This window comes from Paenibacillus sp. FSL R7-0048, from assembly GCF_038004505.1.
GTDB classification, from domain to species: domain Bacteria; phylum Bacillota; class Bacilli; order Paenibacillales; family Paenibacillaceae; genus Paenibacillus_AQ; species Paenibacillus_AQ odorifer.
This window is the reverse complement of the sequence record NZ_JBBORF010000001.1, coordinates 2,353,124-2,365,967: the sequence shown is the minus strand read 5'-3', so window position 1 is coordinate 2,365,967 and position 12,844 is coordinate 2,353,124. Positions and strand designations below refer to the sequence as shown.

11 protein-coding genes are annotated in these 12,844 nt (G+C 42.3%); 2 read left to right on the top strand and 9 right to left on the bottom strand.

What is annotated here, in order from left to right; translation table 11 throughout:
- Nucleotides 1-15 precede the first annotated feature (15 nt).
- The gene (locus NSQ91_RS10265) at nucleotides 16-867 is read right to left on the bottom strand and encodes an SDR family NAD(P)-dependent oxidoreductase (RefSeq protein ID WP_076304406.1); all 852 of its coding nucleotides are present in this window, start codon (nucleotides 865-867) and stop codon (nucleotides 16-18) included.
- 176 nt (nucleotides 868-1,043) lie between these two features.
- Here NSQ91_RS10265 and NSQ91_RS10260 point away from each other — a divergent pair, with 176 nt between their 5' ends.
- Nucleotides 1,044-1,508, top strand: coding sequence for a MerR family transcriptional regulator (locus tag NSQ91_RS10260; protein ID WP_076278599.1), 465 nt, complete (start codon nucleotides 1,044-1,046; stop codon nucleotides 1,506-1,508).
- Between the two features lie 18 nt (nucleotides 1,509-1,526).
- The gene (locus NSQ91_RS10255) at nucleotides 1,527-2,525 is read left to right on the top strand and encodes an NADP-dependent oxidoreductase (RefSeq protein ID WP_076304405.1); all 999 of its coding nucleotides are present in this window, start codon (nucleotides 1,527-1,529) and stop codon (nucleotides 2,523-2,525) included.
- Between the two features lie 88 nt (nucleotides 2,526-2,613).
- On the opposite strand, the gene NSQ91_RS10250 is transcribed toward NSQ91_RS10255, so the two are convergent.
- From NSQ91_RS10250 to NSQ91_RS10215, 8 genes are all read right to left on the bottom strand, one after another.
- Complete coding sequence (locus NSQ91_RS10250; RefSeq protein ID WP_076304404.1) at nucleotides 2,614-3,570, bottom strand: pectinesterase family protein; 957 nt, start codon at nucleotides 3,568-3,570, stop codon at nucleotides 2,614-2,616.
- 39 nt (nucleotides 3,571-3,609) lie between these two features.
- A complete protein-coding gene (locus NSQ91_RS10245) occupies nucleotides 3,610-4,971 on the bottom strand; it encodes a glycoside hydrolase family 28 protein (protein WP_076304403.1) in 1,362 nt (453 codons plus the stop codon).
- Nucleotides 4,972-4,992: 21 nt separating this feature from the next.
- Nucleotides 4,993-6,114: a glycoside hydrolase family 88/105 protein gene (locus tag NSQ91_RS10240; protein ID WP_076218531.1), complete on the bottom strand. Its 1,122-nt coding sequence runs from the start codon at nucleotides 6,112-6,114 to the stop codon at nucleotides 4,993-4,995.
- 150 nt (nucleotides 6,115-6,264) lie between these two features.
- Nucleotides 6,265-7,368, bottom strand: coding sequence for a glycoside hydrolase family 88/105 protein (locus NSQ91_RS10235; RefSeq protein WP_076124980.1), 1,104 nt, complete (start codon nucleotides 7,366-7,368; stop codon nucleotides 6,265-6,267).
- Between the two features lie 40 nt (nucleotides 7,369-7,408).
- Complete coding sequence (locus NSQ91_RS10230) at nucleotides 7,409-8,284, bottom strand: carbohydrate ABC transporter permease (protein WP_036679255.1); 876 nt, start codon at nucleotides 8,282-8,284, stop codon at nucleotides 7,409-7,411.
- Nucleotides 8,285-8,305: 21 nt separating this feature from the next.
- The gene (locus NSQ91_RS10225; RefSeq protein ID WP_036679252.1) at nucleotides 8,306-9,280 is read right to left on the bottom strand and encodes an ABC transporter permease; all 975 of its coding nucleotides are present in this window, start codon (nucleotides 9,278-9,280) and stop codon (nucleotides 8,306-8,308) included.
- A gap of 133 nt (nucleotides 9,281-9,413) precedes the next feature.
- Nucleotides 9,414-10,970 (bottom strand): extracellular solute-binding protein, encoded by a 1,557-nt coding sequence (locus tag NSQ91_RS10220; RefSeq protein WP_076191234.1) that lies wholly within the window; start codon nucleotides 10,968-10,970, stop codon nucleotides 9,414-9,416.
- A 189-nt stretch (nucleotides 10,971-11,159) separates the two neighbouring features.
- Nucleotides 11,160-12,677: an extracellular solute-binding protein gene (locus tag NSQ91_RS10215; protein ID WP_081391858.1), complete on the bottom strand. Its 1,518-nt coding sequence runs from the start codon at nucleotides 12,675-12,677 to the stop codon at nucleotides 11,160-11,162.
- Nucleotides 12,678-12,844 lie beyond the last annotated feature (167 nt).

Genomic DNA, 12,844 nt, shown 5'->3' with positions numbered 1-12,844 from the left:
CAACTAAAGATCTGATTAATAACGAAGATACTCATTTTCGTAAATATCACTAATCCTTTCCAAAACATTCCGGGCTTGATCCTTAAATTTCAAATCAGCAACCTGGCCTTTCCAAAGAAACACCCCCGTCTCCCCACGGTGTTCTCCCAGAGCACCCTCATACAATTGGTCGGCGCCGTGGGTAGGCGGAGAGAAAAACAGCTTCATCAACGGTTTAACTATTAGAGGCAGTCCAGAATTTTTTCCTTTTCGCAGCGTGTTATTGCTACCCGGATCAACACTGCGAATCATGATGCCCTCGTTAGCAAGCTGCGGCGCAGCGGCCTGTGTCCATAACGATAATGCCAGCTTTGAGGTGGCGTAAGGACCAAGAAGCTTGCGGAAGGTTGTGGGACGCTCCAGGATTTCAATCGTAAACTCTTTCGTAAACTTAAGCGCTGAGGATGAGGTGTTGATCACCGTTTTTAAGCGTCCTTTTTGTAGGATATCCTTCAATTCCATTAAAATAATATACGGCACAACGGTCATCAACTCATAGTGCTTTTCGCGCCCCTGTGTCGAATAGCTCAGTTCAGGGAAGCTCCCGCCGGCATTGTTGAACAAAATATCGATCCGCTGCTCCTTGCCTTTGATCTCTTCCAGTGTCCCTCTCAAGCTGGCAAAATCCGCGAGATCGGTTGTTTTATAAATACGAAGCCAGCCGTTTTTGATGGCTTTTTGGATGTTCACATCATCGGCTGGAAAACCGGAACGGTTCAAAGCAACCACCTGCCAATCCTCCGCTAGCAATTTTCGAGTTAATTCCAATCCAATCCCGGCGTTAGCGCCTGTAATCAATGCGATATTTTCACGTTGCTGTGTGCTCATTGTAAATCTCCTCCTGAATTCGGGATATCTTCTTCTTATAACGCACATTTTATTAATTGGAGTCGACTCCAAGTCAAGGCGTAATAAAAAGATTTTGTCCCAGAGATAAGGTCTTGACTTGGAGTCAGCTCCAAGTTGTATAATGCACACACAAAGCAATCTCCTGGAGGTACACTATGAAGGCAGAGCAAACGTTTACGATAAAAGAAACCGCCGTGCAAACCGGAATATCCGAGGATACGATCCGCTATTACGAAAAGATCGCGCTGCTTCCCCGGGCAGACCGGAAGGACAACGGGCATCGCGTTTACCGGCAGGAAGACATAGATACAATCCTGCTGCTATCCTGCCTCAAGAAAACAGGCATGCCCTTGCAGGAAATGCAGCCATTTTTGGCGGTCTCCGCCGACGCTGATCCCGCGGATTATCCTGAACTGGTGGAGCATTTAAGAAACCATCGAGAAAACATCGTCAGCCAAATCTCCTCGCTGCAGCAGGTTGTCGATTTTATTGATATGAAGCTGGAACAAAGGAAATATCGCCGAGACTGCTCAGATAAAAGCGAGGACAAATCGAAATCAAAAAACATCTCCCCTGTTGAGATGAGTTATTTTTCTGGATCAGCAAAAATGAATAATTAATGAATTGGAGTTTTTAGGATGAAAGCAATGAGCATAAAAAAATACGGGAATTCCCCTCTTCAACTAGCCGACATCCCAACACCCGCAGTGGGTGATTACGATGTATTGGCAGAGATCCACGCAGCAAGTATTAATCCTATCGATTTCAAAGTGCGGGATGGCAAAGTACGTACGCTGTTGAAATACAACATGCCCCTAGTTTTAGGAAATGATTTTTCAGGGATTGTCATCCAAGTAGGAAAGAATGTTAAAAAATTCAAGATAGGTGATGAGATTTACGGACGGCCCAGAAAAGATAGAATCGGAACCTTCGCAGAATATATCTCCGTACATGAAGAGGATATAGCTCTCAAACCTCACAATCTTTCCTTTGAGGAAGCTGCATCCATTCCATTAGTCGGGCTTACTTCTTATCAAGCATTACATGATATATTACAGCTAACGGCAGGACAAAAGGTATTGATTCAAGCGGGAGCGGGCGGTGTTGGCACCTTTGCTATCCAACTTGCCAAAACGATGGGGATATACGTGGCTACTACTACAAGCGATGCTGGAGCAGAATTGGTCAAGTCACTTGGAGCCGATCAAATTATCAATTATAAAACCGAAGCATTTGATAAGATTTTACAAAATTATGATGGAGTATTCGATACCATTGGCGGTGAAACATTAGAAAAAGCTTTTAAAACAGTCAAACAAGGAGGACAAATTGTATCGGTTTCAGGGTTGCCTAATGCACGCTTCGGAAAAGAGTATGGAGCTGGGTTCATAAAAACTAATATTTTTCGCTTGATTACCCGGAAGCTGAGCAAATTAGAGGCAAAACACAAGGTCAAATACAGCTTTCTGTTCATGAAACCAAGTGGCAGTCAATTAGAAGTCATTTCAGAGCTTATTGAATCCGGACAAATAAAACCTGTTATTGATCAAGTGTTTCCTTTTTTAGAGGCGCAGAAAGCGATGGAGTATTCTGAATCGGGCAGAGCTAAAGGAAAGATCATATTAAAAATAAAGTGATACAACATTTAAATAAAACGGCAGTCTAAGACTTTATGCTTCTGTCTAGACTACCGTTTTTTACTTGTGTACTCGTTAATTAAATTATCTATTTCCAAAAATCCGTTCCAGCAAAAACAAACTCTTTATCCAGCGTCTCGTCGCCATCTTCAAAGCAATCTGCCCAAGACACACGTTGCTTACTCAAGAGAATTGCATCCTTCACGCCATATTCCTGATAACTAACGGTTTGTTCATTAGCGGTGTTGTCCCAGTTATCCCAGCCAAGTGGATGAATATGTGCACCCAACTGGCAATCTACAAATACGGTTTTAGCATACTCACGCCAAGGACGGCCCAGAAACACCGGAGCAATATCAGGGGCCGCTGTTAAAAAGCAATTTTTAAAAATATAACCATACGATTGTCCCTCGGGTGTGGAGGCTGCCGTGATATAACCTGCTTGATTCTCACTATGGCGCAAGCTGCAAATTTCACATCTGTCAAAATAAGCTGTAGCCCCACCAAATATAAAGTCCACTGTTCCCTCTATATAGCAATGCTGATACAACTGCCGATATTGGGCATGGTGTTCTCTCAGTGGTATACCTCCAAACGTAGATCGCTCTTTGGGTGCAGGTGGCAAAGGTCCCGTGAATAACGTATCCTGATGCCCTTTTAAGGTGCAATTTCTAAATACGGTTTGATCACAATTAGCATGCACGGCTACCGCCTGCCCGATATTTTCACCCTGCCCTGCATTATTGGTAATCACCAGATTCTCCAAGACCAGATGGCTCCCGCCCAGAAATAACGTTGGTGTAGAGAATGTATTGATTTCTTCGCCCGCTTCATCACGCTCTTTCGCGTAACGATTCATAACAATCTCCACGTAGCCAATCCCTATGATCGTAAGATTAGAACGATAAATCCGCACTGCCTCTTTATAGACCCCTGACAAAATATAAAGCGTATCCGCTTGACCGGATGGCCCCTGCTCTAGTGAATCTACCGCCTCTTGAATCGTGTGATAAGCGCAAAAGGATTCTTTTCCTACAACAAGCATAGTGGATTCTTTTCCTCTCAATAAATTGATGACTCTCTCTTATGGACTGACATTCTGTTCTTCAGGTGACACTGTAGCTTGTTCTACTAATTTTTCCGGCTTCTTCGTGTTTTTTGATCGACAATTTATGATCTCTACAGCTTCTCCATTTTCAATGTAAAAAGCAGGCCCTTCATGGTTCTCAATCGTCACCTGATGAAATTGAACATCTCTTGCATTCCCGAGGAAAAACCCGCGATTATTCATGTTTTCGATCCCTGTCATCATGTCTGGATGGCCGGGAATTGCATTCGTCGCCATGGAGATGTCCACATTGGTAAACGTAATCTCGGATACATACTGCTCCGCAAGCCCGTATAAGAAACCCGCTGCGGCATGAACATTACGTGCGGTAATATTGGCAAAATGAATGCGTCTAAAACACGGCGTTTCCTCTGTAATCGGATAAGGATTTTTATCCCACACATATTTTTCTTTCCCGCGTGGTCCACAGAAATAATATAGATTTAGAGTAAACGGACAAATAACATCCTCCATTACAATATTGCTGATCCGAATATCTTCAATCGTTCCCCCGCGTCCCCTTCTTGATTTCATCCGGATTCCACGATCGGTTTGTTTAAACACACAATTACTAATCGTGACATTACGAATATCTCCACTCATTTCACTACCGAGTACGACACCCCCGTGTCCATGTACCATAGTGCAGTTGGTGATCGTGATATTCTCACAAGGAACTCGTTCTTTAGTATCCTCAGTTCCTGCCTTGATCGCAATGCAGTCATCACCGACATCAATATTGCAATTGCTAATTCGCACATTGGTGCAAGACTCTGGATTAATGCCATCTGTATTCGGAGAGTCCGCCGGGTTCAGAATGGAAATATTATCAATAGTCACATTGTAACAGCCTATCGGATTAACGGTCCAGCTTGGAGAATTGACCAGCGCGATATCTTTAAGGGTTACCCGCTGACAGCTGTCCAAGCCGATTAGAGTCGGCCGGGGATACTGAAGCTCTTCCCGGCGGTTCCGAAACTTATCCCACCAGAGTTCACCATTTCCGTTAATCCTTCCGCTGCCAGTGATTGATACATTAACTAACTCTCTTCCATAAATACAAGGTGAATGAACCTGCTGCTTCACTCCTTCCCATCTGCATTCCACTGCAGGGTAATCCTCCGGGTTCGTACTGAATGAAAGAATGGCACCAGGATTTAAATTCAATTCGATATTGCTTTTCATATGAATTGCACCGGTTAAGAACGTACCAGCCGGTACATAAACGGTTCCTCCACCGGCTTTATTTGCCGCTTCAATCGCACGCGTTATCGCTTCCGTCGCTAACTTTTTACTATTCTTAAGCGCTCCAAAATCCTCAATATTGTAGATCAACATTCATATCCCCCCTGTTCTATATCAGATCCAGCCTCTTAATTGTTCATATTCCACACAAGCCTGTAGGAAAGCACCCACACCTTTTTGGTCGTTAGTGACAATAGGCTCGCTAATGTAATAAGCGAAAGTACCGTCACGTTGGTCCACTCCACCTAATCCGGCTACTTGGCAATTCTTATTTAAATTGACCCATTCTTCTTTGGTTTCTAGTACAAACTCCGAGATAAGTCCTTGTTGAGCCAGATCTAATGTTTCGTACCATCCAGCGTTTAACACGCCTAATCGGATACCTTTAGCCATGGCATACACGATCATACTTGAAGCAGAGGCCTCAAGATAATTTCCTTTGCGTTCCCCTAGATTCATCACTTGATACCAGACCCCGGATTCCTTATCCTGATATGTCTTCACCGCAGTTAAGGTATCATTTAGTATTCGTACCAGCTCTGGATAATCTGAGTGCTCACTAGGCAGCAATTCCAGAACATCAACTAAAGCCATGAGATACCAGCCAAGTGAACGGGCCCAAAAGTTAGGCGAAAGTCCTGTTTCAGGGTCGCACCAAGGTTGAATACGCTGCTCATCCCATGCATGATATAGCAGACCTGTTACCGGATCTTTCGTATGCTTCTCACACAAGATAAATTGTTTGGTTACATCCTCAAGTCCCTGCCCTTCTTCAAAAGCTAGCAAGTAGGCTAAATAAAAAGGAGCGCCCATATAAAGTCCATCTAACCAAATCTGATAGGGATATATATTTTTATGCCAAAAAGCACCTTCCGAGGTTCGCGGATGGGTCTCAAGTTGCTTTCTAAGTAAAGCAGCCGCTTTTTTGTATTTTTCTTGCTTCGTTTCTTTATATAGAGTCAATAATAATTTTCCGTTGTTAATATGATCGATATTATACTCCTCTAGGTGGTAGCCCTTGACACTGCCATCTTCCTGAATAAAGTAGTCCATATTATCTTGAATGAACTGCAGATACTTCGAATCACCGGTCTGCTTCCAAAGCCATTCAAAACCGTTCAATACCACGCCATAATCGTAGGTCCAGCTTCCTTTGTAGCCTTTATCTTCATAAAGCTTCGGTGTCCGCGCCATAATAGAGTCTGCCGTTTGAATTGCCCACTGTGATTTCTTCATCCCAACCCCCAAAATATTTATAAATTTAAGAGCTCAAAAACTAAAAATAGGTTCAGCCGATTTAAGGATTCTTTGCACATAAAATAATACGACTTGATTCTCCGAAATCTCAGAGAATCAAGTCATTGTTTAGTAAGGATACGGAGCGATTCACTCTTGAAGCATTGACTGTATTTCAACACAAGCCATCACCAATGCGCCCACACCATGCAGATCATTTTTAACCTTAGGCCGAGTCACGTAACTCTCGTAATCTCCAGCTGAGGTACCGATACAAATGTCCGGCAGAACTAATCGGTTATGCTCATCCCACTGGATTACTTTGGTTAACCCTTCATATCCTTTTTTAGCGGCAGCTGTAGCGATAGTCACATCACTTACAACGCCATGCTTCACGGCTTTGGCAATCGTATAGACGAACAAACATGACCCTGAAGTCTCCAGCCAATTATCTGGCTCATGTCCCTTATCTACGACTTGATACCAAAGTCCACTTTTTTGATCTTGGTAACGAATAAGTGCATCCACAAAATCTCTCAGCGTAGTAGAAAGCTCTGTCCGGGCTGAATCATGGGAAGGTAACAGATCCAGAAATTGCGATAAGGCGAGACCATACCATCCTAATGATCGGCTCCAGAACTCCGGTGAACAACCCGTCTCCGGATTCGACCAAGGCATCCGCCGGCTCTCATCCCAGGCATGGTATAACAAACCCGTTGTCTCATCCTTCATATGCTTGCGCATTAACATTTCCTGATGAAGGACCGTTTCACGCAAGCTTGGTTCATCGTAGACATTCGCATATTTCAAGGAGAATACGCCTGCCATATAAAGTCCATCCAACCACATTTGGTTGGCGTACTTATCCTTGTGCCAATACCCGCCCTCAGAGGTTTTATTTAGTGTGAGCAGTAAATTCCTTAGCTTCTCTGCTGCAATACGATACTTTAGTTTGCCTGTCCGTTCATAAAGAGTGAATAGTAGCTGTCCTGCTTGAACCGCATCCAGCTCATCACGTGCAAAATAAAAGTTCCCGTATTCATCCACCAAATCATCTACATATTCCTGAATATAGTTGATATAACGGTCTTCTTGATAAGCATTCCACAAAAGCTCCATGCCACACAGAAATACACCCTGATGATAGTGCCATCGATGCGCGGGGGGAAGCTCTCCCGCCCTGTAAGTATCCATTAGTGAATCGCAAGCTTTTTTTGCCCACTCTATCGGCGTTGTAGGTATCTGTACAGTCATCTCGAAGCTCCTCCCCTAAGTATAGTCTCTCTCTTTCTTGCTAGCCCTTCATAGAACCCAACATGGCACCTTTGGCAAAATGCTTTTGCAGGAACGGATACACACAAACTATTGGTAAGGTAGCTACAACGATAACAGCCATTTTAATTGATTGATCTGGCGGTGGAACAGCAGCATCCAGTGTAGCGCTGTGATCCATACCGCTGGCAAGGACGACAATTTGTCTGAGCAGAACCTGTATTGGCCATTTCGCACTATCATTCAAATACAGAATCGCATTCATGTAGGTATTCCAATACGTTACCGCATAGAACAATCCGATAGTCGCTAACGCAGGTAAGGATAGTGGCAATACAATCCGAAATAATATTCCAAAATCATTACAACCATCAATTTTGGCCGATTCCTCCAAACCTTCAGGTATATTTTGGAAAAAGTTTCTCAAAATGATCATATTAAAGGCACTAATCGCTGACGGTAGAATCAGTGAGGCGTACGTGTCAATTAGTCCTAATTCCTTCACCACGAGGAACGTTGGAATCATCCCACCATGAAAAAGCATGGTGAACACAACCATGAAGTTAACCACTTTACGACCATCCAGATCTTTTCTGGTAAGAGCGTAGGCCATCAAAGAAGTTATAAACAAACTAAAAATAGAACCAATTGCCGTGACACCAATGGAAACACCCATGGCTTTAAATATTGTATTCGTCGAAAAGATGAACTTGTACGCTTCCAGACTCCATACCTTTGGAATCAGTACAAATTTGCTAGAAGCTAGTTCTGCACTCGTTGTGAAAGAGCCTGCTACAACGTGAACAAGGGGAAGCACAGTAATTAAAGCAATGATCGCAAGCAGCGTAAAGTTTATAGCAGAAAAGATTCTACCACTGATTGTTTTATCTTCTACCATTTCGATTCCTCCCACAAAATATCAATAAACGCCTTCTTCTCCCATTTTCTTGGATAATTTATTCACCATCATCACCATTACAAAGCCTACAATCGATTTAAAGAATCCAATAGCTGTACTGTAACTAAACTGCCCCTGTCTCAAACCAGCAGTATATACATACGTATCGATAATTTCCGCAACTTCTCGATTCATGGAGTTAAGTAGCAGATATACATGTTCAAATCCAAGATCAAGAACGGAACCAATTTTCAGAATAAATAATGTAATAATTACACCTCTAATCGCTGGAAGAGTGATATGCCAGACTTGTCTTAGTCTTCCAGCTCCGTCCATACGCGATGCTTCATAAAGCCCTGGGTCAATCGCAGCTATGGAAGCTAGATAAATAATCGTTCCCCAACCTGCTTCTCTCCAAATCACCTGAATAATATACATGGGCCTGAACCACCCTGGATTAAGCAGGAAATTGATTGGTTCAAAGCCAAAATAGACAAGCAGCTCGTTGATAATCCCTCCATCCATCGTGACCATTACATAAGAAATGGAGACGATGATAACCAATGACAGAAAATGGGGCAAATAGAAGATCGTCTGAAAGGTTCTTTTGAAAAAGCTGCCTTGAAGTTCATTTAACATCAGGGCAAGAATAATCGGCATCGGGAAATAGATAAGAATATTTAATCCGAAAAGAATAAGTGTGTTCACTAATATATTTAAGAAATCCGGCTCTGTGAACAACCTGCTGAAATGCTTCATCCCTACCCAGTCACTACCGTTGATCCCTTGATAGGGTTTGTAATCCTGAAATGAGATAATTAATCCGTACATTGGAAGATATTTAAAAATCAAAAAATACAGTACTCCCGGAGTTAGCATGACGTAGAGCCATTTATTTCTCCACAGCCGCTTTTTCAGTTCGCTGCTGCTTTTATAAATTTCAGGCTTAGGATTCATTTGAGGAGCTGAGCTGGGCTGTGCGGTGACTTCCTGCATGATATTCTTCCTTTCTCCTTCTTTATTCAAACACGATATTTCTGAACCCAGTGAGGAATAGAAAAGGTTGTTGAAACAAGATCAACAACCTTTTCAGCTACAATTTGTCGCTTAACTATTCGAGTACGGGTTACTATTTTTTGTATAACGCGTTGTATTCTTCAATAATCTTATCTCCACCACGGCTCTTCCAGTTCTCTACTTCCTTCTCAAATCCAGCCTTGTCAATCTGACCATAAATATATTTATAGGTTGCATCTGTAATAATCTGTTGAAGCTCTACGCCTTTTTCTGTATAGGTAGCCGAATCCATAGCAGCTGTTGGATCCGCTACACCAACTTTGACATTCTCAAGAACCAATTGATCTGCATGAATTCTTCCTGGCAGCGTGTTATAGTTCTCGTACATTCCATTGGTTTCAGCTTCGCCGATAACACTGTCCTTATATCCCTTTACTTCACGTTCAATCAATTCTTTGTCGTCAGTAGCTTTCGCTTTACCGTCTTCAACGGTATAGTGAGTACCTTCAATTCCCCAATACATCAAATTAGCTACTTCTGGGGTCATCATTTGATCAAAGAAAGCAAGAATCTTCTTCAGCTCTGCCTCATCCTTGACAGCAGATTTCGGGAACAAGACAACATTGTTATAGCCTGGAATCATCCATTGAGCATATTTTCCATCTGGACTTGCAACCATACTATGCGCATCCAAAACAGCGTCAGGGTTATTCTTAATAGTATCTTTATTGAGGGAATCAATATCTTGCATGGAGCCCCCAATATAGAGTCCACCCTTTCCAGCCTTAAACATATTTACTGCATCCGTTTTACTGGTGGCAGCGAAATCTTGATTAATGTATCCGCCATCACGAGCTTTTTTGAAAAAATCCATTGTGTCGAAATATTCATCGAAGGTAAATTCAGGCGCTAATTTTCCATCCTTCTCACCCCAGGTATTCGGTGTTCCGAACCAAGACGAAACAGTTTTGAAAGCTCCATAGGTCAACTCATTACGGTCAATAATACCGGTAGTATCTTTCTTTCCATTACCGTCTGGATCTTGTTCTGTGAAGGCTTTAGCCATTTCAAATAATTCATCTACATTAGCTGGTGCAGCAAGTCCTAATTTATCTGCCCAGTCTTTGCGGTAAATGATCCCTTGGCGTGCAAGTGGACGCCCGATATATAGGGTATAAAGCTTGTCATCTACTTTCGTGTTATTAAGAATTTCTGGTTTCAATTTGCTCAAATTCGGAAATTCGCTTAATAGTGGACCGATTTCCCAGAATTGTCCGTCTTTTATCGCTTCTTTCATCTGAATGAAGGTTGTCTGATTCTTCAAATATGTTACTTGCGGCAATGAACCCGTTGCAAAAGATGAATTCAGTTTTTCTTCATAAGTATCAGCCGGAAAAAATTGATAAGTCAGCTTCGTGTTGGTCAATTTCTCAAGTTCATTCTTAATCGTATCAGGCGGAGTCTCTGATGTATTCAATGGAAGCATGATTTTGATTTCTGTAGGTTCCTCTTTAGGTGCTTCAGTCTCTTCCACCTTCGTAGTGTTCTCTGCACTTGTAGTTGGGGCTGCTGCTTCTTCTTTGTTATTGTTGTTACCACCGCATCCAGCTAACAATGTGCTGAATGTTAACAGTGCTGTTAACAACATGGTGAAGGATTTCTTCTTCATACCATTTTGACCTCCATAATTTGTATTGGTTACGAGTTCCACGTTACATCGTCGGCAAGGTTACGAAAACAATCATTTCCCCATAACGGCGCGTTCTGAAAGGGATCTGAGCAAATGATTATCGGGATATCGCAGTACAAAAAAAATCCACCGCATTATCCGCAGTGGATCAAAACCTTTTTAACCTATTTACTTTTCTGTCCCAAACTCAGCCTCAGCATATTCCTTAATAATAAGATTGCCTCCACGAGCTCTCCATTTCTCAACCTCTTGCTGGAATCCCTCGACGGTAATGTTACCTAATATATAGTTATATGTAGCATCCACAATGATTGTAGATAATTCCATATTCTTCTCATCAAAAGTAGATGAGCTCAGAGAAACTGTCGGGTCATCAACCAGAAAAGATTCATTATCTTTACTCAGCTGATCTGCTAGAGAGGTTAATTGCTCCTTCTGAGCCACTTCCATAATGTTTTTATTACTAATGTCCGCAATCATTAAAGCATATAGCGGATTCACTTCCTGTACCCGCAGTTGTGAGGTTTCCTCGGGAAGGATAATTTTGCCACCTTCAAGCTTATAATGCCGCCCCTCAAAGCCATACATCATTATATTGGCTACATCTTTATCCATGGTCCGATCAAAAAATCCAAGCACCTGCCGAAGCTCCTCCTCTGTGGCAATGGACTTTTTGGAAAAGAGATACAGTCCGTTGTAATTGGGGATAGACCACACTTTATATCCATCAGGCCCCTCGATACGATTGATCAGCGTAAGTTCAGCCTTTGGATTGTATGCTTGAGCTTCAATTGACAACCGCTGCACATCAGTCATGCTGCCAATAAACACACCAGCGATACCGTTAATGAATTTATCGCGTTGAACCTCTTTACTGGTAAGAGCAAAGTCCTGATTTATGATTTTTTCATCATATAATTTCTTCATAAAATTCATTGTGTTCATATACTCCGCTGTTACGAATTCCGGAACAAATTGATGATTCTCTAGCTTCCAATTATTTGGTGTGCCAAAATAAGAGCTTAGTGTCTTAAATACACCATAAACAAGATCATTACGATCGACTAATCCAAGGGTATCTTGTTTGCCATTCTGATCCGGATCGTTATATGTAAATTGCCTCATTACTTCATATAGGTCATCTAAGGTCTGTGGATTGCTCAAATGAAGATTGTCCAGCCAATCCTTACGTATTATGACACCCTGTCTGGAGGAAGGGCGTTCTGTATACAGGCCGTAGATCTTACCATCAACAGCGGTCTGCTTAAGAATAGCGGGGTCCAGTACTTTAAGATTGGGGAACTCCTGAAGATATGGGCCGATCTCCCAAAATGCTTCAGAACGGATGGCGTTTTTCACCAGATTATAGTCTGAGAACTTCACAAAGGTGACTTTTCTCAAGGAATTAGTGGTCAAAGCTGTGTTCATTTTATCGGTATAAACACCCTCAGGCACCCACGTGATATCAAGCTCCACCCCTGTTAATCTTTCGATCTCAGCTATAATCTTTTTTGAAGGCTGCTGTGGAAAATGAAGGGGTGCCAAGATGGAGATGCTCGGGCGAGCTTCTTGCAGTACAGAACCAGCTGACTTTCCATCACTGCAAGCGCTTAACATAGGGAAAACAAGCATGAAAAATAAGCAGCAACAAAACGTTGCCCTTCTACACATAAATTGTCTAAACATTTCTACAGCCTCCTAAGGTATTGTAAGGATTTTCACCCTACAGCTTGAAGATTTTCCATTTTGTAGTCATAATTAGGGTTAATGATTATTGCAGAACGAGATGATTATTGTTATTTTCCACCAGGTTTCATACACTAAGAACAAGTGTCTACTTCTACATAAGTAAA

Bases quoted from the DNA above. Each gene is read 5' to 3' on its own strand.
- NSQ91_RS10220 (WP_076191234.1), bottom strand. From the start codon at position 10,970: ATGAAGAAGAAATCCTTCACCATGTTGTTAACAGCACTGTTAACATTC.
- NSQ91_RS10245 (WP_076304403.1), bottom strand. From the start codon at position 4,971: ATGTTGATCTACAATATTGAGGATTTTGGAGCGCTTAAGAATAGTAAA.
- NSQ91_RS10240 (WP_076218531.1), bottom strand. From the start codon at position 6,114: ATGAAGAAATCACAGTGGGCAATTCAAACGGCAGACTCTATTATGGCG.
- NSQ91_RS10265 (WP_076304406.1), bottom strand. From the start codon at position 867: ATGAGCACACAGCAACGTGAAAATATCGCATTGATTACAGGCGCTAAC.
- NSQ91_RS10255 (WP_076304405.1), top strand. From the start codon at position 1,527: ATGAAAGCAATGAGCATAAAAAAATACGGGAATTCCCCTCTTCAACTA.
- NSQ91_RS10250 (WP_076304404.1), bottom strand. From the start codon at position 3,570: ATGCTTGTTGTAGGAAAAGAATCCTTTTGCGCTTATCACACGATTCAA.
- NSQ91_RS10260 (WP_076278599.1), top strand. From the start codon at position 1,044: ATGAAGGCAGAGCAAACGTTTACGATAAAAGAAACCGCCGTGCAAACC.
- NSQ91_RS10230 (WP_036679255.1), bottom strand. From the start codon at position 8,284: ATGGTAGAAGATAAAACAATCAGTGGTAGAATCTTTTCTGCTATAAAC.
- NSQ91_RS10235 (WP_076124980.1), bottom strand. From the start codon at position 7,368: ATGACTGTACAGATACCTACAACGCCGATAGAGTGGGCAAAAAAAGCT.
- NSQ91_RS10215 (WP_081391858.1), bottom strand. From the start codon at position 12,677: ATGTTTAGACAATTTATGTGTAGAAGGGCAACGTTTTGTTGCTGCTTA.
- NSQ91_RS10225 (WP_036679252.1), bottom strand. From the start codon at position 9,280: ATGCAGGAAGTCACCGCACAGCCCAGCTCAGCTCCTCAAATGAATCCT.